Genomic DNA, 22516 nt, shown 5'->3' with positions numbered 1-22516 from the left:
CTTATTCATAGCTCTTCAGGGCCGAGCACGCGCCGCATTTGGCGCAACCGGCGTTGATCTGATCCGAGTGCAAACCGTGACGGCGCAAGCTCGCGCCGATCCGCGGATAGAGTCGGGCCATCATCGCGCTGTCGGGTTTCGGGTGATGGGCCAACGGCGTGCCGTCGATAGGCACGAACGGCACCACGAATGGGTACACGCCCAGCGCGCACAAACGCTCGCTCATCTCGCTGATCGCCGCTTCGCTGTCGCCCAGGCCAGCGAGGATGTAGGTGCTGACCTGACCGCGACCGAACACTTCGACCGCCGCGCCGAAGGCCTCGAAATACCGACTCAGCGGCACTTCGGCCTTGCCTGGCATGATCCGTTGGCGCACTTCATCGGTGACCGCCTCCAGGTGCATGCCCAACGACACCACGCCGCTGTCGGCCAGGCGTTGAAACCAGTGATCGTCATCCGGCGGCTCGCACTGCGCCTGAATCGGCAGATCGACAGCGGCGGTCACCGCCGCCGCGGACTCACACAGAATCGCCGCGCCCCGGTCCGGGGTTTGCGGGGTGCCGGTAGTCATCACCATGTGCTTGACGCCATCGAGCTCCACCGCGGCTTTCGCCACTTCCGCCAGTTGCTGTGGACGTTTACGGGCGATGGTCTTGCCCGCCGCCAGGGACTGGCCGATGGCGCAGAATTGGCAGGAACTGCCGCGATCATTGAAGCGGATGCAGTGTTGCAACACCGTGGTCGCGAGCACATCGCGGCTGTGCAGAGTGGCAATTTTCCAGTAGGGAATACCCTCGGCGGTGCTCAAACCGTAGAACTTCGGCACTCCGGGCATCTGAACCTGACCAACCTGGCGCCCCTCGCGAAAGATCAGCGCCTGGCTGCCATCGGCGCTGGGCTGTGCTTGATAGGGCGAGTCCCGAGAGGCCTGATTAAGGATCGGCACCATCATGGTCCGGCTACCGAAACTCAGTGCCTTGTGGTCGGACGGACCCGCGCCACCTTGTCGAGACAAGCCGTTCTGAGCAGCCGGCCAGCGCACGCCATGGCACTGCAACTCGGCCAACAATTCATTGACTTGCATGTTCGAGCTCCTCGACGGCAACCGCCGCAACATGCGCGGCTCGCTCATGTACATGCGCCGTTGGCGTGCGGTCGATCAGCAGGCTGAGCAGTTCCGGACGGCTGTAGTGCCCGACCGAATCCATCATCCGTTTACGCTTGTCGATCAAGGCCAGGTCGAGGTCGGCAATCACCACGCCTTCGCCGGACCGCAGCGGTTCACCGAGCAATTTGCCTTCAGGTGAAACGATCGCGGTGAAGCAGCCCCCCGAGATCGGGCCAGGGCCGCAACCGCTGTCCTGCATGATCTGGCCCTGCTGGTCGGCGTCCAGCCAGGCGGTGGCGTTGACCACGAAACAGCCGGATTCCAGGGCGTGATGACGAATAGTGACTTCGATCTGTTCGGCGAAAATATCGCCCACCAACGAGCCGGGAAACATCGCGGCATGGATCTGCTCGCCGTCCGCCATCAGGGCATAGCGGGCCAGCGGGTTGTAATGTTCCCAACACGCCAGCGAGCCGATGCGCCCGACCGCACTGTCGATGGCGCGCAGGCCGGAACCATCGCCCTGCCCCCAGACCATGCGCTCATGGTAGGTCGGGGTGATTTTGCGTCGATGCTGAATCAGGCGGCCGTCGGCATCGAACAGCAATTGCGCATTGTAGATCGTGCCGCCATCGCGTTCATTGACGCCGATGGACACGACCATCTCCGCTTGTTTGCAGGCCTCGCCAATCGCCAAGGTGGCGGCGGACGGGACGGTTACGGACTGATCGAGCAATTTGAGGTGTTGTGCGCCCATGGCAAATGCTGGCTGCACAAATGAAAAATACGGGTAGTAAGGCACCACCGTTTCCGGAAACACGGCGAACCGCACACCTTGTCGACCGAGGGCGATGATCTGTTGGCAGACCTTGTCCACGGTGCCTTCGCGGCTGTAAAGCACCGGGCTGATCTGTACGGCGGCTGCGCGAATAATGGCCATGATGATTCCTGAGGTCAGTGTGTTTTGTCAGTTGCACGGCGCCCCGTGGGAGCTGGCTTGCCTGCGATTCGGGCGAGACGCGGTGTCAGATTCACCCATCGCGAGCAAGCTCGCTCCCACAACGCGGGCTGTGCTGTCAGGCGGTCCAGGTATCGATGATCATCGCGCCTTCACGGCGCATCAGCAGGCGCAGGTCCATCACATCCAGCGGGTTGATCGGGCGGATGCCTTCGATCAGCGCTTTCTCGGTCTGGCCGTACAACGCTTGCAGGGCAAAACGGCAGGCATAGACCTCACCGCCCTCTTCCATGAACTGGACAAGTTGCTTGTTCACTGCCAAGTGACCGGGGAACGCTTCTGCCCCCAGGGTCGGAAAACCACGTTGCACCCCCAGTTGCACGCCTGGCCCGTACAGCAGGATTTTGGTTTCGAAGCCTTTGCGCAGCAGCCGCTTGGCCTGAAGCATGTTGACCAGGCCAATGGAGCCCTCGAAGGCGATGGTGTGGAAGGTGATCAGGACTTTTTCACCGGGTTCGGCTTTGATGTCCTCGAAGACCTTTTCTTCGTAATTGACCAGGAAGTCGCCGTCTTTGTAATGGGGGATATCCACGATAGGCATGGTGTTGCTCTCCAGTTTTTTGCTGTTTGAACGTCAGCCTGGACGGGCTGCCGGGTTACTGGAGAGAGAGCGAACGCCGTGCCAGGAAATAAAATTAATTTCCGTACATTTCTAAGTGCTTGATTAGGTTGAGAATGCCAATCTGATCCGGTTTTTCCGGGTGCATCTGATGCTATCGGCGATTCACGTATTCCCGTAGAAATACGAATATTCGTAGCGATAAATCACGAGATTTCGTACCCATGAACGAAACTGACGCGCTCAACGGCTGGGCCGATCTGGCGTATTCGTCGCGGCACATGGTGTTCGAGCATTGCGCCGAAGCCATCGCGCTGCTCAATCCGTTTTCCGATCGATTGGGTGACTTGAACATCGCCACCTGCAAACTGCTCGGCTACCCGCGCCAAGAGCTGCTGGAGCTGCCGGTGAGCAAGCTGTTCGGCCACCAATTGGCGGACCTGATCGTGTTCACCCAGGCAGTGATGGACAAAGGTCACGGCTGGACCGAGGAGCTGAGTTGCAACTGCAAAAGCGGTGAACGCATCGAGCTGGAAATCTCCGCCACCACATTGCAGATCAAGGGCGAGCAACAACTGATTCTGGTGATACGCGAGCTGAGCCGTGAGAAATACCAGCGTGACCAGGCCCACACCGAGCGCACCATGCGCGGAGGGTTGATCGAGTGGCGCAACATTCTCAATCTGTTTCAGGAAAGCGAGCGCGATAACCAGCTGTTGCTCAGCTCGGTGGGCGATGGCATCTACAGCATCAACAGCGAGGGCCTGGCCACCTTTGTCAACCCGGCCGCCGCACGCATGCTGGGTTGGGAACCGCGGGACATGATCGGCAAGAACATCCATCGCATTCACCACCATACCCACGCGGACGGTAGCCATTACCCGGTCGAGGAGTGCCCGATTTACAAGGCCGTGCGCGACGGTGTGGTTCATGAGGGTCGACAGGAGGTGTTCTGGCGCCGTGACGGCAGCTGGTTTCCAGTGGAATTCACCAGCACCCCGGTCATTTCCGATGGCCAAATCGTCGGTGCCGTGGTGGTGTTTCGCGACATTACCGAGCGACGCAGCACTGAAAGCCAGCTACAAAACGCTCTTGCAGAACTCAAGGTACTCAAGGAGCGGCTCGAAGAACAAAACGCGTACTTGCAGGAAGAGATTCATATCGAACACAACTTCCGCGAGATCGTCGGCCAGAGCGAACCGATCATCAAAATCATCAAGCAGATCGATGTGGTCGCCCCCACCGATGCCAGCGTACTGATCAATGGCGAGTCGGGGACCGGCAAGGAGCTGATCGCCCGCGCGATCCACCAAGCCAGTCGCCGCAACGCCAGCCCACTGATCCGGGTCAATTGCGCGGCGATTCCCGCCGAACTGTTCGAAAGCGAGTTCTTCGGGCATATCCGTGGCGCCTTTACCGGCGCCGTGCGGGATCGGGTTGGACGCTTCGAGCTGGCCGATGGCGGTACGTTGTTTCTCGATGAAATCGGCGAGATCCCCCTGGAGCTGCAAAGCAAGTTGCTGCGGGTTTTGCAGGAAGGCCAGTTCGAACGTGTCGGTGAGGAGCGCACCCGTAAAGTCGATGTGCGGATCATTGCCGCGACGAACAGGGATCTTCGACAAGAAGTCGCCGCGAAGCACTTTCGTGAAGACTTGTATTTCCGGCTCAACGTTTTTCCTATCCAGTCTCCGGCGCTACGTGAACGTCCGATGGATATTGCCCCCCTGGCGGCGCACTTTCTCAAACAGACCGGAAAGCGTTTGAACATGCCAGGGCGGCGCCTGCGCAACAGCGACATCGAACGGCTGCAACGCTATTCGTGGCCGGGGAATATTCGCGAGTTGCAAAACGTCATCGAGCGCGCGTTGATTACCTCCGTTGGCGCGGATCTGAATCTGGACTTGCCCGACGAACCGAAAGTCGCCCAGCACACGCTCACGGCCGACTCCCCGCCTCCCACCATCCTGACGGATGCGCAGATCCGCGAGCTTGAACGCAGCAATATGATGGCGGCGCTGAAGGCGGCGGACGGCAAACTCTTTGGCAAGGGTGGCGCGGCTCAATTGCTGGGAATCAAACCGACGACATTGGCCTCCCGATTCAAACGACTGGAGATCAAACCGGGGGAAAGCCAGCCCAGTCCATGGCCCGAGCGACGTTAGTGCGAAGGGCCGCAAGATTACATGACCAAGGAAAATCCAGTGTGTACATGGCCGATGTCTTCGTCGACAAACCCGGCAGGAGCCGTGCTCGGTTTTTCTTGAGCCACATCAGATTCCCTCTAGCCATGATGCTCTAAGCTGCTCTTCAGCCCTTGCCGTTTGCGGGGCATTCAGGAGCTTTTATGCCAACATCCCCGGTTCAGGTCACCATCAATGGAGAACTGATCGAAACCAGTGCCCTGCGTTCGATCCTGGAAGCCGTTATCGACTCAGGACAGCCGCTCATCGACGACATCGGTTGCATGGGCCAAGGCGTCTGTGGCTCGTGCCGGGTGCTGATCCGGCGTGCCGGCGAACGCGAGGTCAGCACCGCCCTGGCCTGCGAAACCCAAGTCGAGCAGGGTTTACAGATCAGCTTCCTCGACCATCTGCCCATGAACCGGCACCACACCTACAACCTCCACGACTGGGACGACACCTGGAACATCTCGGAGCGCATTACCGCAACCTTTCCCGAAGCCAGTCATTGCCGGCACTGCGGCGGTTGCGACCGCGCCTGCCCCAAGGGCCTGGAGGTGCAGAAAGGCGTCAACCTGGCCGCCGTCGGTGATCTGTCAGCGAGCCGGGTATTCGACGAATGCATCATGTGCAACCTGTGCACCATTGCCTGCCCCGAGCATATTTCGCCGAACCATCTGGGCCTCTATATACGCCGGATGTCGGCTTCCGTCGGCTTTCGACCGGCGGACCTGATGCAGCGCCTGAGCCAGATCAACCGCGGCGTGATGAGCGTCGACCCCAACGTGACTCTGGAATAAGGAACACAACATGCCCGGTATTCCTTATCTGCAAGCACTGGCCCAACTGCGCGCCAGTGCTTGCGAGCCCGCCGCTGAAGCCTTCGATAAACAGGCACTGCTGCACGCCTTCCACCCGGACTATCAGGTTGGGGCCAATACGCCGCTGCGGGTGGGCGTCAATCGTGGGGACAATTGCCCGCGCGAACTGGCGGACCGCCTGCACAGCAATGCACAAATAGATGATGCGGCATTGGCCGGTGCCCCGGTGGTCAATACCGGTGTGCTGATTATCGGCGGCGGCGGTGCCGGTTGCGCGGCGGCGCTGACCGCCGTCGAGCACGGTGCCCATGTCATCCTCGCGACCAAGCTGCGCCTGGGCGACAGCAATACGGTGATGGCCGAGGGCGGTATACAGGCGGCCGTCGGCGAGGACGACAGCCCCCAGATTCACTTTGAAGACACCCTGCGCGCCGGCCAGCTCTGTGCCGACCGAACGCTGGCGGCGCGCCTCGCCCAGTCGGGGCCGGAGAGTATTCGTTGGCTGATCGAGCGTGGCATGCACTTCGATCTCGCCGAGGGCGGCATGATCGGTGGCAAGCTGCTGCGCAAGAAACCCGGCGGTGCCAGCCGTGCGCGCATCCTCTCGTTCAAGGACTACACGGGACTGGAGATGATGCGGGTGCTGCGCGAGGCGGTGGAACTGGAAGAGCGGGTGACCGTGTGGAACCGCTGTCCTTTGGTGGAACTGCTCTCCGACGAAAGCGGCACCTGCGTGGGCGGCGTACTGTACAACCTGGAGCGACACAGCTTCATCCTCGTACGCGCCAACCGCGTGATACTCGCCACGGGCGGCTCCGGGCGCCTGCACCTGAATGGTTTCCCCACGTCCAATCATTATGGCGCAACCGCCGACGGCTTGATCCTGGCCTATCGTCTTGGCGCACGCCTGCGCGAAATCGATTCCTTCCAGTATCACCCCACCGGATTGGCCTGGCCGTCGCATCGTGTCGGCGGGCTTATTTCCGAAGCCGCGCGCTCGGCCGGAGCCTACCTGGTGAACGGCCTGGGGCAGCGTTTCATCCCCGAACTGCAAACCCGCGATGTAGTGTCCGCCGCGATCCTCAAGGAGTGCGCCGAAGGTCGCGGCGTCGAGCGTGACGAGCAACTGGGCGTCTTGCTCGATACGCCAGGTCTGGAGCGCCGCCATCCGGGTATTCTCAAGGAGCGCCTGGTGAGCCTGGGGCATGTCGCGAGCCAGTGCGGTATTGATCCGGCCGTGGAGCCGCTGATCGTCCGGCCGACCCTGCATTATCAAAACGGTGGCGTGGCCATCAACGAGAACGGCGAAACCTCGGTACGCGGGCTGTACTGCGTCGGCGAAATCAGCGGTGGCATCCACGGACGCAATCGCATGATGGGCAACGCCCTGGCAGAGATCATCACCTTCGGACGCAGGGCGGGAGAACACGCGGCACACACCGTCGACCCCACGCCCGCGCCGAAGGTCGGCCTGTCACACGTGTACGACTGGCAACGCCAGCTGATCGCCGCCGGCTTGCCACTGGACGTCCACGGCCCCGAGCTGTTCCCCGGGTACGGCAACTTTGACCTGCGCCGGCACAGCGCCGTGCCCCACCGTGCAGCTGGCGCACTGCCAACCACTCACGCCGACTCGCTGCCTTATTGAGATGCCTGAGATGAAGACTCAACCCGTGTTACTCGCCCCTGCCGTACAAGTGGGCGCCGATCTCGATGCCTGGTTCGCCCAGGGCGGCGGTGAAGGCTTGCGCGCCGCGCTAAGCGATCCGAGCAGCATCCTCTCGACCCTGGCCGAAGCCAACCTGCGCGGTCTGGGTGGCGCCGGTTTCCCCACCCATCGCAAGTGGGCAGCCATGGCGGAGCAGCCCGCGGAGCTGGAAAAGTATGTCCTGTGCAACGGTAACGAGGATGAGCCAGGCACCTTCAAGGATCGCGAGCTACTGGAAAAATCGCCGCATCAGGTGATCGAGGGCGCGCTGATTGCCGCGCTGGCCACCCAGGCCAATCACGTTTATCTCTACGTCAACCCTCACCAGCACTGCGCAGTGGCCGTTGTGCGTCAGGCCATCGAGCAATGGCGGGGCTGCGCCCTCCTGGCCGAAGTCGCCCAGCAGCAGAATCGCCCGATCGACCTAGCAGTGGTGGAAAGCTCGGGCCTGTATATCGGTGGGGAAGAAACCGCGGTGATCGCCAGTGTCGAAGGTGGCTTCCCCTTCCCCCGGCAAAAGCCGCCCTATCCCGCGCAAAGTGGCGTGCATGGCCAACCGACGCTGATCAACAACATCGAAACCCTGGCCCATGTCACTCATATCCTGCGCCATGGCGCCGCCTGGTACCGAGACCTGGGCCTGGGTGACGCCTGTGGAACCAAGCTCTACTCACTCTCCGGGGACGTGCTCAGGCCAGGTCTGTACGAACTACCGATGGGCACCCCGTTGCGCACGCTGATTTTCGAGCACGGCGCTGGCATGTTGGGCGAACGCGCCTTCAAGGCGGTCTTCACCGGTGGTCCGTCCAATACCCTGCTGGGCGCGGATGATCTGGATGTGCCCCTGGACTTTGATGCGCTCAAGGCCCGTGGTTCAAGCCTGGGTACCGGGGCCATGATCGTGATCTCGGAGGGCACCAGCATCGTGCGCAAGGTGGCGGAGTACGTCGACTTCTTTGCGGCGGGCTCCTGCGGCCAGTGCCCCCCTTGTAAAGCCGGCACCTATCAACTCTCGCGCTTGCTGCGGCGAATCGATACCGGCACGGGTCTGCCCAATGACCTGCAGGCACTGGAGAGCCTCTGTCATTTGCTTCCGGGCAGTGGCCGCTGTGGCCTGATTGATGGCGCGGCAACGGTGGTACTCAGCTCCCTGAAGCAATTTCGCAACGAATACGCCGCTCAAGTCATTGCCGTGGGTTGAGGACATCCAATCCCCCTTCACTCACCTTCAGCCCTCGGTATTATTAGGAACTCGATAGTGCGTAATCTCTGGACATTTCTGCTGCCACCTTGCGTTGCGCTTGTGCTCGCACTCCTGCCGGCACCTGCCGGATTGGCCCCCCATGCCTGGTATTTTTTCGCCCTGTTCGCGGGTGTGGTCGTAGGCCTTATTTTCGAACCGCTGCCGGGCGCGGTGATTGGCCTGATCGGGGTCGCGGTCGCGGCGGTGCTGGCCCCCTGGGTGCTGTTCAGTCCAGAACAACTGGCCAGCGCAGGCTTCAAGGTGCCCACGGAGGCCTTGAAATGGGGCTTGTCGGGCTTCGCGAACAACACGGTCTGGCTGATCTTCAGCGCCTTCATGTTTGCCCTGGGCTATGAGAAGACCGGGCTGGGGCGGCGTATTGCGTTGCTGCTGGTCAAGCGCATGGGCCGCAAGACCCTGACGCTGGGCTATGCCGTCATGCTCGCGGACCTGGTACTGGCGCCCTTTACCCCATCCAACACCGCTCGCAGTGGTGGCACCATCTACCCGGTGATTCGCAACCTGCCCGGACTCTACGACTCCAAGCCGAACGACCCCAGCGCGCGACGCATCGGTTCCTATCTGATGTGGGTTGCCATCGCGTCTACCTGTGTCACCAGCTCGCTGTTCATGACCGCATTGGCGCCCAACCTGCTGGCAGCGGCCCTCATCGAAAAAACCGCCGGCGTGCATATCTCCTGGGGCCAGTGGTTTATCGCCGCGGCACCGGTCGGCCTGCTGTTACTGGCCGTGCTGCCATTGCTGGCGTACTGGCTGTATCCGCCGCTGATCAAGAGCAACGAAGAAGTGCCGGCCTGGGCTGCCCACGAACTGGCGGACATGGGTCCACTGTCGCGCAGCGAAAAGATCCTGTTGACGCTGGTGGCGAGTGCGCTCGGACTGTGGATATTCGCGGGGGCATGGCTCGACCCGGCCCTGGTGGGCATCCTCGTCATCGTGTTGATGCTGCTGACCAATGTCATTACTTGGGATGACGCACTGGGCAACAAGGCCGCCTGGAATACCTTCGCCTGGTTCGCCACGCTGGTGGCACTGGCCGACGGACTGACGCGCGTGGGCTTTGTGCCCTGGTTTGGTCAATTCGTCGCGGCCCACCTGAATGGATTTTCTCCAAACGTTGCCATGCTGCTGCTGGTAGTGGTGTTTTACCTGGCTCATTACCTGTTCGCCAGCTCCACCGCCCATACCACCGCGCTGCTGCCGGTGATGCTGGCGGCCGGGATGGGGGTGAGCGGCATCGATCTGCAAGCCTTCGCGCTGCTCCTGGGCACCTCGCTGGGGCTGATGGGCATCATTACGCCCTACGGCACGGGACCGAGCCCGGTCTACTACGGCAGTGGTTATCTGCCGAGTGCCGATTACTGGCGCCTGGGCTCTATCTTCGGCGGCTTGTTTCTCATTCTGCTGCTGGGCCTGGGCGCACCCTGGATCCTTGCGCTGTCCTAGGCTACAGCGCAGGACAGCGCGTCGCCCATTTTCAACCTGAGCCTTGCGGCTCGAAAAGCATTCAAGAACTCAAAGGGTTCGCCGACACAGGAAGCTGCTACCTGTGCCTCGAAAAAGGCGAATCCAATGAACGACTTCCTATGGACTCCTTCTCATGGAATCGATAACTATCCAGACAAGGAGATGAACGCCATATGGAAGGGATAAATAACTTTTTCATCGCCACTTCAGTCGATATGCCTTACGTGCATGGCAGCCACAATTCTGGCCTGGTGCTGCTGTCCATTCTGGTTTCGATCTTTTCGGCGACGATGTCGTTGCAAACCGCACAGATCGCACGCAAAGCTGAAAACGCCTGGTATCGACACGTCGCCATCAGCACGGGCGCAATCGCCTTGGGCGGCGGTATCTGGACCATGCACTTCATCGGCATGCTGTCATTCGAGCTCAACACTCACGTTCACTACGCCACCGCTCTGACCCTGCTCTCCCTGCTACCCGCCTGCGTGGCGTCCTGGTTCGCCTTGCTGATGCTGACAAAGCGGGAGGTGACGCTGCCGCACCTGGTCATGAGCGGCACCCTGGTGGGTTTAGGCATTGGCACGATGCATTACATCGGGATGGCCGCGATGCAAACGTCGTTGCAAATGCGCTATGACCCCCTCACCTTTGTCCTCTCTATCTTGCTGGCGATCGGCCTCGCGGTGTTTGCGCTGTGGGTGAGTTACGGGCTGCAACACACCGCGCTCAACTCAATCAGGCGGTTACTGATCAGTGGCACGTTCATGGGCTCGGCGATCGCCGGCATGCACTACACCGGCATGGCCGCCGTACGTTTCATCGGTACCCCGGACAACGCCACCGCCAGCGTCTTGATCAACGCGACCTTCGCCTCGTTTGCGCTTTCCACCTTCACCGTCACCGTCACCGTGCTGGTGTTTGCGCTCAACGGACTGATGCACTCACGCAAGCTGTACCGGACGATGGAGGAAAACAACCTCAAGATCGAGGAAAGCAAGTCGCGCATGCGGGCCATCCTCGACACCGCCGTCGACGGTATCATCACGATCGATAGCCATGGCTTGATCCAAAGCTTCAACCACTCGGCGGAGCGGCTGTTCGGCTGGACGGCGAGTGAAGTCTTCGGCCGTAACATCAAGATGCTGATGCCCGAACCCGACCAGTCTCGCCATGATGGTTACCTCCACAATTACCAGACATCCGGCACACCGAAGATCATCGGAATAGGTCGAGAAGTCATGGGCTTGCGCAAAGACGGTAGCCTGATGCCGATGCGCCTGGCCGTCGGTCGTGTTGATCTGCCCAACGAACTGCTGTTCGTCGGTTTCGTCACCGACATCACCGAGCGCCATACACTGGAGGCATCGCTACGCGAGACCGCCGAACGGGCCGAACGTGCGGCTACGGCCAAAAGTACCTTTCTGGCCAATATGAGCCACGAAATCCGCACACCGATGAACTCAATCATCGGCTTCACCGAACTCTTGTTGCAGGGGGATCTGACATCGATCCAACGCAACCACCTGAACACCGTAAGGCAATCATCAAGATCCCTGCTCGGGTTGATCAACGACATCCTCGACACCTCCAAGATGGAACATGGCAGCTTGACACTTGAAGCCATAGACTTCTCGCTCAAAGGCCTGGCATTGCAGATCGAGTCCTCCCTGCGACTGGGGGCACACGCCAAGCAGCTGAGCCTCTCCACGCACTACCCGAGCGACATGCATGAATACTTCCGTGGCGATCCACTGCGCATCCTGCAGATACTGACCAACTTGGTCGGCAATGCCATCAAGTTCACTGAACACGGCCGTGTCGACATTTCGTTCAGCCATGCGCACGACGGCGTGCATGTGAAGGTCAAGGACACGGGCATCGGTATGACGCCCCAGCAGGCCGAGTCGATTTTCGCGCCGTTTACTCAGGCCGATGCCTCCATCAGCCGTCGCTTCGGTGGCACAGGGTTAGGCACCACTATCGCGCGCCAGTTGGTCGAGCAGATGAGCGGCCGTATTGAGGTCGAAAGCACACTTGGATTCGGTAGCACCTTCCACGTACTGCTGCCACTGCCCATCGGACAGAAACCAGCGGCCCTTAAACCCGCCGCCTACCATCAGGCACTGCCACCCCTGAAGATCCTGATCGCCGACGACGTCGCCCAAAACCTGGAGCTCCTGACGCTGACACTGGGAGCCGGCGGACACACCATTGTGATGGCTCATGATGGGGACGAGGCGGTAGAGAAATTCGGGACTGAACACTTCGACCTGGTGCTGATGGACGTACACATGCCGCGCACCGACGGCCTGCAAGCCACTCGGCTGATCCGCCAGTACGAACGCGCCCACTCTCGTCCTCACACCCCCGTCATTGCGCTCACCGCCAGCGTGATGGCCGAGGACCGGAGAACCGCACGCCAGGCCGGAATGGACGGTTTTGCCGTAAAGCCGCTGGACGCGCCACGGTTATTCGATGAGATCGCGCAGGTGTTGAACCTCGAACGTCGCCCCTCGCCCTCCCACGAGCAACATCGAACCGCACCGCCACCCCAACTGATCGACTGGGTCTCTGGCACCTCGCTATGGGGGAGTAAAACGAGATTGGCCAAAGCGCTTGAGCAATTCCTGAGCGCAACGGCTGTCAACCATCCGCTCCCGGAGCAAGCAGACCACTCAGTTGATTGGGAGGCGACACTACTCAGTCTGCATAGCATTCACGGCGCCGCTGGTAATCTCGCCCTACCTGCCGTGACCGAGCTGGCCAGCACACTGGAGGACATGGTCAGGACCGGATGGCGCGAGGAAGCACGACCTCAAATCACAGAACTGCGCATCTTGCTGGAATCAGCCGCCAAGGAACTACATGCCAGTGACGCGCTCGTCGTCGATGATGAAGTACCTCAGCCGCCAATGCTGGAGCCCGAACTCCTCGCCCACATGCAGACTTTGCTGAGATGCTTTGAGCACAGTGAATTGAACGACGCGGCACTGGAGAGGGTTTGCACGGGCCTGGAAAGCCTGGGCCAGCGCGCGCATGTCCAGGCTTTGCGGACCGCGGTTGATACCTTTGAGCTGGACCACGCTCACACGCTGCTGCTGCAGCTCGTCACCCCCCATGCCACGGAACCTCAAGCATGAGCCGGCCATGAAGCGAATGACAGACCCACGCCCGACCCTGTTGCTGGTCGATGATGAGGCGATCAATCTTCAGGTTCTGCGTCACACGCTGCAGGATGACTACCGCCTGCTCTTCGCCAAAGACGGGTACAAGGCGCTGGAACTTGTGCGCACCGATCGTCCAGATCTGATTTTACTCGACATCATGATGCCAGGCCTTTCAGGCTACGACGTCTGCACAGCGCTCAAGCAAGATCCCTGCACGGCCGCCATCCCCGTGATCTTCGTCACCGCGCTGAGCGAGGCCGACAACGAGACACACGGCCTGGAGCTTGGCGCGGTTGATTACATAGGCAAGCCCTACCATCCCGGCATCGTCCAAGCACGCGTGCGCACCCACTTGTCGCTCGTGCAGGCACAGGAGCTGCGCGATACACGCTTGCAGATCATCCAGCGCCTGGGCACGGCGGCCGAGTTCAAGGACAACGAAACCGGCCTGCATGTCATACGCATGAGCCACTATGCGCAGACGCTGGCCCTGGCTGCGGGCTATAGCCGGTACGCGGCGGATGATTTATTGCATGCCGCGCCGATGCACGACGTCGGCAAGATCGGTATCCCCGACGCTATCCTGCAAAAACCTGGCAAACTCACCGAAGATGAGTGGCTGATCATGCGCCAGCACACCGTGATCGGCGCCAAAATCATCGGTGACCATCCTTCAGGGCTGCTGCACACGGCGCAAGTTATCGCGCAAAACCATCACGAGAAATGGGACGGCAGCGGCTACCCCAATGGACTCGCCGGTGAAGACATCCCCCATGTCGCCCGTGTGGTCGCCATAGCCGATGTGTTCGATGCCCTCACGAGTGAGCGACCCTATAAACACGCCTGGTCGATTGAGGACGCCGTAGGACTCATACGCCAGCAATGCAACCAGCACTTCGACCCTGAATTGGTAGAGATATTTCTGGACTGCCTACCTGAAATCCTCAAGATACGCGAACGCTGGGCCGATGCTAAATCCTGACCGGGTGAAGGGACTGATGGATCAAAGCTGATCGCCTCAGCGACATCTCCCGGCGATTCGCTGCCCGAACCTCCAGGACACCGACCAACTGCGCGGGAGGGTCGGTTTTCAACCGGTGTTGACAGATAACGGGCTACGACGCGTTGACGACATCGATGAGCGCCAAGAAATCACTTAAAATCCAAACCATTGAGTTGACAGTAGTCATGCCACTCCATATCGACCATTTCCGCCAGCTCCTGATGGGCCTTTATCTGCAACTCACGAAGATCAGACGGACTGTCTGACTCCAGTATCAGCATCAACTCCCAGGAGGCCATCCCGGCAGCGCTGGCTTCATCGTCGATCAACCGACTGATATGGAATACCTGATCGTCATCGAGAGCCGCCCTGGAATCCACCGGTCTCACCTTCAGCGCCTTAAGCTGTTGTACAATCCAGGGGCGCTGGGCGATAAATTTCAATAAAGCTTTTTGAGAGACGTTATTCGAACCGTACATGGTTTAGGCTCACTCTGATAACGCATCCTTTCGAACGGTAAAGAAAAAACTATCTGTCCAGCCACAGAGCAGTAAGGTCTTTAAACTTCCAGACATTATTAGACTCACGACCGACAATCCGGTCCGTACTTTGCTTACCCGCCAGATTCAGCACCTGTTGTTCAATTGGAATGTTGCTGTGCGTTGAGAAGAAAATTTTAACTTTGGGCGTCAAGAGTGATGCATCGTCCTGTTCCATCACCACGGCCAATCGACCGCTCTGCAGGCGCACGAGCGAGCCCACCGGATAGATCCCCACCGCCTTGATGAAAGCCTGGAAGATCAAGGGGTCGAAATGTCCTTCCCACTCGGCCATCTTGCGAATCGCCTCTGACGGCCCCCAAGCCAGCTTGTAAGGACGATCGGAGGTAATCGCGTCATAGACATCGCAAATGGCCCCCATCCGCCCCAACAGGCTGATCTGTTCACCCGCAAGTTTGTATGGGTAGCCGGAGCCGTCAAACTTCTCGTGATGATGCATACAGACATCCAGCACCAACGCGCTCACCTGATGACAGTCGCGCAGGATAAGGCCACCGTTCTCCGGGTGTTTGTAAACCTCGATAAACTCCTCGTCCGTGAGTTTTCCAGGCTTGTTCAGTATTTCCTGTGGGATCATCATCTTGCCGATATCATGCAGCAGCCCGGCCAACCCCGCTTCACGAACAAGCTCCGCGGATAGATCCAGCTGACGCGCCAGCGCAATCATCAGGGCACACACGGCCACGGAGTGCATATAGGTGTAGTCGTCGGCGCTCTTGAGGCGAGCCAAGCTGATCAATGCGTGGGGATGTCGACCTATCGACTCGGCAATATCATCGACTAGCTGCCCCACCGTCTCCACATCAACCGTCAGCCCTAAGCGCACCTGACCAAACATCTCTATCACCGCAGCTCTTGAGCGTATGCACAGCCGCTGTGCCGCGACTGCCTCTTCGGCCAATGAACTTCGCAAAGCGGGCTTTTCATGCCCCTCGGCTAAGGAAGCCAGCAATCTATCCGCGCGCGCCTCGACCTCGACAACAGTACTTGCTGCCGTGGAAATATCGACGTCACGCCCCTTGCTGGTATCAATCCAGACTTCCCGAATACGGGAGTCAAGCAGCCTCCGTAAATCACGATTGTTATCAAGCAGAAATCGCTCTTTCCAGAATGGGTGGTCGCTCCACGCACCACAAAACTCAAGCAGATACATGCCTAATCGTACGTCGACAACGGCAATGCGTTTTAACATGACATCTCCCGCATGTTCTTATTATTCAAACCAGCATCTTCGATCCGCCAGTTTCAATACAGCAAATTCGTTTCAGCCAGAATACACATCCCCTCACTGTGTGATTCTCATATCAATCAGCGAACTGCATGGCTCCTATGCTTAGCCAGAAAGATTGGAGGTGCTTCACCCAGGAGCCTACAGGCCCCTTTCACACTCGCCCATTGAAATCGCAGCTCATTGAGTCAGCCCCTTTCGACCGCTTGGATGCGAGCAACTACGCGACTGGCCAGGTCATCGGGACGAAACTTGGCCAAAAAATCATCAGCTCCGACTTTCTTGATCATCGCTTGATTGAACACGCCTGATAAAGACGTGTGCAAAACAATATGCAGTTTTTGCAGTCGAGGATCATTTCTAATCTCGGCCGTCAGGGTATAACCGTCCATTTCCGGCATTTCTATATCGGAGATCATCATCAGCAGATCGTCTTCCGGCGACTTTCCCTCATTGAGCATTTCATGGAGGTAGTCCAGGGCTTGGCGGCCATCGTTGAGTGCAATCACCTTCACTCCCACCGACTCCAGACAGCGACTGACCTGTTTACGCGCCACGACCGAGTCGTCCACCGTCAGCACAAGAAACTCGGGGGCCTGGGCATTGGTCTGGGCATCGACCACCCCCATGGAGATGACCTCGCTTGTGGGAGATACCTCAGCCAATACCTTCTCGACATCAATGATTTCCACCAACCGATTATCGACCCGTGTCACGGCGGTAAGGTAATGATCAGCACCACTGCCCTTGGGCGGAGGATGAATGTCCTCCCAGTTCAGGTTCACAATATGCTCAACCGCCGAGACCAGGAAACCCTGCGTCTTGGTGTTGTATTCGGTGATGATTACAAAGGCCGAGGCCATGTCCCGTACCCCGGGTAATCCCGTGGCGCGTGCCAGGTCCAGGATCGGAATGGAAGTACCTCGAATATTGGCCACGCCGCACACCACCGGGTGGGACTTGGGCATGATATGCAACGCGGGACAGGGCATGACCTCACGCACCTTGAACACGTTGATACCATAGAGTTGATGCTCGTCGAACCGGAACAACAGCAATTCGAGGCGATTCTGCCCGACTAGCTGGGTTCGACTGTTCACAGACTCCATTAGACCTGCCATCGCCATCCCCTTAAGTACTCGATTGCCGATCCCCACCAACATTGGTCTGGAATGATTCAATCTCGTTGATGCGTCGACTGCAAAGTCGCCCCCGAAAATCTGTTCCAGAGGTCACGCTCTAGCGACCACTCCCAGCTTGAACGCTTTCTCCGACATGCAGTAATGCAGGTTCCTTCGTTAGCGTGTCCGCGCGCCCCGGCATATCATGCTGAAAATATGACTGCCGTGAGGGCTGAGTGGCGTTAAAAGAATCATCGCCACCTGCGTACAACCTCACCATAGGAGCATCCCTATTCTTGGGTAAGGATGACGGAAACCGGAGTAGGAAAATCCCTAGGGCATTGAAATCAGTTTGACTGAACCCGCACATTTTTACTCAGATTTCTCCCACCAGGTCTCCCAGTCTTGATTTATATCAAGTCTGCGCGCAAACCAGAGATACCCACGGCGATGAGCAACCGCCCGTTGCACTATGATCAATCTATCGGTTCTCGACGGGAGATTACTATGTCGACGCGCCTGCTCAGCATCCAGCGCCGCGGCGAACCGCGTTGCGCAGCGGCTTGGCTGTCAACTGACGCACCATGAGGAGCGCTGGGTGATGAAGCAGATGAACATCAGCAAAGCATTCACACTGATGGAGTCAGGTCCAGTTGTCTTCGTCACCACCCATGAGGGTGAAAAAAACAACATAATGACCATCTCGTGGACCATGGTGATGGGCTTCACGCCGATATTCGCCATAACCACCGGCCCCTGGAATTACTCATACGCCGCGCTTAGCAATACCAGGGAATGCGTCATTTCAATCCCCACTGTGGATCTGATCGATCAAGTGGTTGGTGTCGGAACATGTTCCGGCGCCGATACCGACAAATTTGTAAAATTCGGACTGACGCCTGTGACGGGGAAACATGTCAGGTCCCCCTTGATCAAGGAATGCCTGGCCAATATCGAATGCAAAGTTATCGATATCATCGAGAAGCACAATATTGTTGTCCTCGAAGGCATCGCTGCGTACTTCGATAGCTCACGAAAAGAGACGCGAACTATTCATGCCGTGGGTGATGGCACCTTCATCGTCGACGGACGCAAATTGAACCGGAGAAAAATGATGGCATCGAAGCTTCCAGAGGGTGTCTAGGGGCTGCGCACCGCCGATGATCAAAAAGATGGTGTTTCGCAGATGAAATTCAGCGCCCATCACGATCATGATAGTCGACCGGCACAAACGTGAACCCACCGTCGCTTTCAGCCCGAATATGACCCAAACCCGGGAAAGGAAGATGAGCGCCCGCCACCAGTTCGCGCTGAGAAGCAGCAACGGCGAACTGTTTCTCTCGTTGGGCCGCCGCTTCCTTGGGTGATACATCGTAAACAATAGTGATCTTCGGTTTAGGAAACTGAACCGAGGCGACATGAACAATATCACCGATGAACTCGATCGACTCACCCTTACTCTCGAACTGATAGAAGCTATGGCCAGGCGTATGCCCAGGCGTTGGAATCGCCTTGATGCCCGGGAACAGTTGGGTCACGCCAGTGAACGCGACGACTTTGCCCGCTTTAACGTAGGGCTCGACAGTCTTCACCGCTTGCTCGAAGTACATCTTGTCATAGCCGTTGACGCCGTGAATGTTCGCCGGATCAAGGAACAGGTCCACATCAGGCTTGCCCACATGAACGGTTGCATTCGGGAAAACCAGTCGCCCCTCGTTCACCAGACCACCACTATGATCACTGTGAATGTGGGTGAGCAAGATGTCGTCAATCTGCTCAGGCGCATAGCCCGCCGATTTCAAACTACCGAGCAGCTTGCCGCCATTACCTGGACCGAAGAGTGCGCCGGAGCCGGTATCGACCAACACAAGTCTGTTGCCTGTATCGATCAGGAAGACATTGATCGACGCCTCAACCGGACTGGCCAGGAAGGCATGCTTGAGCAAACCGTCAGTTTCAGCCGGGGTTGTGTTGGTCAGCAGCGCATGCAGATCCTGTGGCACCGTACCATCGGACAGTGCGGTCACCTGAAAATCGCCGACGCGATAACGATAGACACCTGGAACTTGAGCGTGAACCTGTGCGACGGCCACCACGGACGTTGCCTGAGCAGCGGTAGCCGCGTTGACACCCGAAGAAAAAGTTCCAGCTAGCGCTATCGAAGCCGCCAGTGCACTCGAGATAAAAAAACTGTTCGCTCGCATAGGTTTCTCCTTGCCGAAATCGGTACAGTCCGGACTCTAAAGGTTCATCCTCGCGGCAGTGAGTTACCTTTCCCTATACGAGGTATATCGAATATGGATATCCGGCGGTCGGATCTCCCTTTGCTCATTTCCCTGGATGTACTCCTTGAAGAGCGAAACGTCACACGCGCAGCCAAACGACTGAACATCAGCCAGCCAGCGCTATCAACGCAGCTGGGTCGGTTAAGGGACATGTTTAATGATCCGCTGCTGGTCCCCTCGCAGGCGGGTCGGGGCATGGCCCCCACTGACCGCGCACTGGCGATTCAGTCGCGGCTGCATCAGGCATTGCTGGATCTTCAGGGCGCGGTGGTGTCGAGTGAAGATTTCCAGCCACTCACTGCCAGGCGCGATTTTGTCGTTGCCGTGAACGACAATGTCTTCACACTGGTGGGACTGCCCGTCGCGCAGTCGATTTTGGCGCATCAGGCGCCAGGCATCCGCCTGAGCTTTATTACGCCGATAGAAGCGAACCTGACATACAGGATGGAAAGAGGAGAGATTGATCTGTATGTCGGTCTTGCGCGACAAGTACCTGAGGCATTGAAATCCAGATTCTTGCTCAAAGACGAGTTTCGGTTGGCGCATCGCAAGGGACACCCCCGGGGCAGGGAAAAGCCTGGTCTCGAGGAGTACTGCAAGCTTGCTCATGTCATGGTTTCCCACGAGGGTAAATTCAAAAGCAGTGTCGACAACGCGTTGGAAGATTTGGGGCATCAACGCCACGTAGCGCTGACCGTCTCCGGCTACAACCAGATAGCCCTCGTATTGGGCGATACCGACTGCGTAGCAACGCTCCCCAGTCGACTGCTGCAACGTTATGCTGCCGGTCTGGATATTTTGCCCCTGCCTTTTCATCTACCCGCCTTTGACGTTGCCATGGCATGGCATCCCAGGTCGCATGAAGACCCGCGCATCAATGGCTTCGCGAGCACTTCATTCGTGCGGCTGAGCAACCTGCTGCAGTGCGAACCTTGGAGAACTAGTCTTTCGCGCTTTTTCTTTCCTCGCACTGACGCCTCCTAAGCGTGCACGAGAGCGGTTTCTCGACGATTTCGACGCGAACAGCACACGCCGTTTGGAGGTGTGTGCTGATCTGCTCGGTTTTGAAGAAAATTCAGCGAGAGCCACTGATCACATCTAATACCTCACCAGCTTTTCGCCGACTATTTTATTTGTAACCACCCCTGAAATGGCTCTTGGATTCCCGTGCCCACTGCTCATCTAAAAATCATCGTTTTTTTGAAATCACACCACTCATGTATTGATTTAAATCGCGCAGATCCTGAACCCTCCAAGCATACGGCGATAGCTTTACACCATTCTCTCGCAATGTTTTTGGAATCAAGTCTCCATTTGGACGAAGTATTACCGATGACACAATAACGCCCGGATAATCATTTAGTCGCTTTTTGAAAGCGTATGTTGTGAGGTCAGGTGCAGGAGGATTGCTTTTATTAGCTAATGGTCCTGTTCCTTTGAGATCCGCCCCGTGGCACATGACACATCTCTGCGAATAGAGATTTTTCCCATTGGCGTTATCCGCAAAGGTCAGTGATGTTTGAATGAGCGATAAAATGCCTAGCGAAGCGATGAATAATATTTTCACTTTCATTTTTCATATATCCTTATTGTACAAATCAGATCTGAATCTGAGCCCCCCCAGAGGGGCCACTGCAACACTCAACTCGTGATTGCCCATGTATTGAAAAGTCCCTTCGAACTTCATCGCGCGCATCCTTTCGGCACAAAGGTGGCGATTCTCCACAAGGAGCGCATAGGATTCAAATCATTTCACCTTACTGGCAAGGCGGCGGGTGTCTTCTGTAGTGGTCAACTAATTCCAGACACCTCGATAGGTAATTTTGACACCATCGTCCGCTCGTAAACGGTCGGTAGCAGATACCCCAGTCTCGAGTGCAGCCGTTCGTTGTTGTAAAACCCAACGATGTACTCGGTGATGTCACATATTTCCTCGCCATGGTTGGCGTAGTCACGGCGCCATACACGTTCCATTTTCAGGCTCAGGAAGAAACGCTGCATCACGGAGTTGTCCTGGTAATTTCCTTTGCGACTCATGCTCTGCCGCATGCCATTTCGTTCCAGCAGCGCTCTGTAGCTCGCGCTTGCATACTGACTCCCCCTAGCCGTCTCTTTATTCGAACCGGAGACTCAGCACAGCCCGAACTGACGGACGAGGACTATGGGGAACAATCACATAAACACATTCGAATGTGTTAATGTATATTTTTCCTACTGAAATCCGTGAGTGAAAAATGACTGATTTGAGCCTGTTTCAACCGCTGGCACTGGGTGGCCTGAAGCTTAGAAATCGGATTGCGCTGCCGCCTCTTACCCGCTCCAGAAGCTCTCAGCCAGGCAATGTGCCCAACGATTTGATGGCAACCTATTACACACAACGAGCCACAGCCGGCTTCATGGTCACTGAAGGAACCCAGATTGAACCGAGGGGACAGGGCTATGCCTGGACCCCAGGCATTCATAGCGAAGCGCAGGTAGAAGGTTGGCGTAAGGTCACGGAGGCGGTTCATGCGCAAGGCGGGGTCATCTTCTGCCAACTGTGGCATGTGGGTCGCGTCTCCCACACCAGCCTGCAACCGAACAACCAGCCACCCGTTGCGCCTTCTGCCATCCGCGCCAGTGCGGTCAAGGTTTCTATCGAAACGGGTCCGGAGACAGGAGCACTCGCAGACCCGAGTGAGCCGGTCGAGCTAACCACTCCACAGGTCAGGGAGCTGGTCGAGTTCTATCACCAAGCCGCAATAAACGCGAAGAAAGCCGGCTTCGATGGCGTCGAACTGCATTGCGCCAATGGTTATCTGGTGAATCAGTTCATTTCCGAACACACCAACCAACGTACCGATGAATACGGTGGATCGCTGGATAACCGCCTGAGGTTCCTGCGCGAAGTGTGCGAAGCCACCATCCGCGTATTCGGTGGCGAGCGTGTAGGCGTGCGTTTTGCGCCACTGTTCGAGTCGACGGACGAAGAACGGGTCTATTTGGGCCTGGTCGAACAGGATCCCCACCAGACCTATGTCCAGGCCG

The 22516-nt window shown here is 57.9% G+C and carries 18 protein-coding genes and 1 pseudogene; 10 read left to right on the top strand and 9 right to left on the bottom strand.

The window, feature by feature from the left end:
* Position 1: 1 nt before the first annotated feature.
* From PFEN_RS21620 to PFEN_RS21610, 3 genes are all read right to left on the bottom strand, one after another.
* Entirely contained in the window at positions 2-1084 is a 1083-nt protein-coding gene (locus PFEN_RS21620) for an MSMEG_0568 family radical SAM protein (RefSeq protein WP_191488752.1), read from the bottom strand.
* Positions 1071-2048, bottom strand: a complete 978-nt coding sequence (locus PFEN_RS21615) for a Nit6803 family nitrilase (protein WP_191488751.1) — start codon at positions 2046-2048, stop codon at positions 1071-1073. Before PFEN_RS21615 ends, PFEN_RS21620 begins: the two co-directional genes overlap by 14 nt.
* A gap of 136 nt (positions 2049-2184) precedes the next feature.
* A complete protein-coding gene (locus PFEN_RS21610) occupies positions 2185-2667 on the bottom strand; it encodes an MSMEG_0572/Sll0783 family nitrogen starvation response protein (RefSeq protein ID WP_191488750.1) in 483 nt (160 codons plus the stop codon).
* 242 nt (positions 2668-2909) lie between these two features.
* Here PFEN_RS21610 and PFEN_RS21605 point away from each other — a divergent pair, with 242 nt between their 5' ends.
* The 7 genes from PFEN_RS21605 (at position 2910) to PFEN_RS21575 (ending at position 14274) form a co-directional block, all read left to right on the top strand.
* Entirely contained in the window at positions 2910-4847 is a 1938-nt protein-coding gene (locus PFEN_RS21605) for a sigma 54-interacting transcriptional regulator (RefSeq protein WP_191488749.1), read from the top strand.
* 182 nt (positions 4848-5029) lie between these two features.
* On the top strand, positions 5030-5665 hold the full coding sequence (locus PFEN_RS21600) for a 4Fe-4S dicluster domain-containing protein (protein WP_191488748.1): 636 nt from the start codon (positions 5030-5032) through the stop codon (positions 5663-5665).
* 10 nt (positions 5666-5675) lie between these two features.
* Positions 5676-7334 carry an FAD-binding protein gene (locus PFEN_RS21595; protein WP_191488747.1) on the top strand — a complete coding sequence of 553 codons (1659 nt, stop codon included), beginning with the start codon at positions 5676-5678 and terminating at the stop codon, positions 7332-7334.
* A gap of 10 nt (positions 7335-7344) precedes the next feature.
* Positions 7345-8595 carry an NADH-quinone oxidoreductase subunit F gene (locus tag PFEN_RS21590; protein WP_191488746.1) on the top strand — a complete coding sequence of 417 codons (1251 nt, stop codon included), beginning with the start codon at positions 7345-7347 and terminating at the stop codon, positions 8593-8595.
* Positions 8596-8652: 57 nt separating this feature from the next.
* Positions 8653-10104: an anion permease gene (locus PFEN_RS21585; protein ID WP_191488745.1), complete on the top strand. Its 1452-nt coding sequence runs from the start codon at positions 8653-8655 to the stop codon at positions 10102-10104.
* Positions 10105-10298: 194 nt separating this feature from the next.
* Positions 10299-13265, top strand: coding sequence for an MHYT domain-containing protein (locus PFEN_RS21580; protein ID WP_191488744.1), 2967 nt, complete (start codon positions 10299-10301; stop codon positions 13263-13265).
* 7 nt (positions 13266-13272) lie between these two features.
* On the top strand, positions 13273-14274 hold the full coding sequence (locus tag PFEN_RS21575) for an HD domain-containing phosphohydrolase (protein ID WP_191488743.1): 1002 nt from the start codon (positions 13273-13275) through the stop codon (positions 14272-14274).
* Between the two features lie 170 nt (positions 14275-14444).
* Here PFEN_RS21575 and PFEN_RS21570 read toward each other — a convergent pair whose 3' ends face one another.
* The 3 genes from PFEN_RS21570 to PFEN_RS21560 form a co-directional block, all read right to left on the bottom strand.
* On the bottom strand, positions 14445-14774 hold the full coding sequence (locus PFEN_RS21570) for a DUF6388 family protein (protein ID WP_191488742.1): 330 nt from the start codon (positions 14772-14774) through the stop codon (positions 14445-14447).
* 49 nt (positions 14775-14823) lie between these two features.
* Entirely contained in the window at positions 14824-16047 is a 1224-nt protein-coding gene (locus tag PFEN_RS21565) for an HD-GYP domain-containing protein (RefSeq protein ID WP_191488741.1), read from the bottom strand.
* 224 nt (positions 16048-16271) lie between these two features.
* Positions 16272-17204, bottom strand: a complete 933-nt coding sequence (locus PFEN_RS21560; protein ID WP_191488740.1) for a chemotaxis protein CheV — start codon at positions 17202-17204, stop codon at positions 16272-16274.
* A gap of 601 nt (positions 17205-17805) precedes the next feature.
* Here PFEN_RS21560 and PFEN_RS21555 point away from each other — a divergent pair.
* Positions 17806-18348: a flavin reductase family protein gene (locus PFEN_RS21555; RefSeq protein WP_191488739.1), complete on the top strand. Its 543-nt coding sequence runs from the start codon at positions 17806-17808 to the stop codon at positions 18346-18348.
* A 49-nt stretch (positions 18349-18397) separates the two neighbouring features.
* On the opposite strand, the gene PFEN_RS21550 is transcribed toward PFEN_RS21555, so the two are convergent.
* Positions 18398-19408: an MBL fold metallo-hydrolase gene (locus PFEN_RS21550; protein ID WP_191488738.1), complete on the bottom strand. Its 1011-nt coding sequence runs from the start codon at positions 19406-19408 to the stop codon at positions 18398-18400.
* A gap of 120 nt (positions 19409-19528) precedes the next feature.
* On the opposite strand from PFEN_RS21550, the gene PFEN_RS21545 reads away from it, so the two are divergent.
* Positions 19529-20473, top strand: a complete 945-nt coding sequence (locus PFEN_RS21545; protein WP_224771037.1) for a LysR family transcriptional regulator — start codon at positions 19529-19531, stop codon at positions 20471-20473.
* A gap of 205 nt (positions 20474-20678) precedes the next feature.
* Here the strand turns inward: PFEN_RS21545 and PFEN_RS21540 are convergent, their stop codons facing one another.
* Both PFEN_RS21540 and PFEN_RS21535 read right to left on the bottom strand, forming a co-directional pair.
* Complete coding sequence (locus PFEN_RS21540) at positions 20679-21062, bottom strand: c-type cytochrome (RefSeq protein ID WP_191488737.1); 384 nt, start codon at positions 21060-21062, stop codon at positions 20679-20681.
* Between the two features lie 218 nt (positions 21063-21280).
* A pseudogene (locus PFEN_RS21535) lies at positions 21281-21592 on the bottom strand (integrase core domain-containing protein); the annotation flags it as partial.
* A gap of 131 nt (positions 21593-21723) precedes the next feature.
* On the opposite strand from PFEN_RS21535, the gene PFEN_RS21530 reads away from it, so the two are divergent.
* Positions 21724-22516: alkene reductase (locus tag PFEN_RS21530; RefSeq protein ID WP_191488736.1), on the top strand; the 793-nt coding region annotated here is incomplete at its 3' end.

The sequence above is a fragment of the Pseudomonas sp. FEN genome, from assembly GCF_904067045.1.
GTDB lineage: Bacteria > Pseudomonadota > Gammaproteobacteria > Pseudomonadales > Pseudomonadaceae > Aquipseudomonas.
This window is presented reverse-complemented; position numbering and strand designations above follow the sequence as displayed.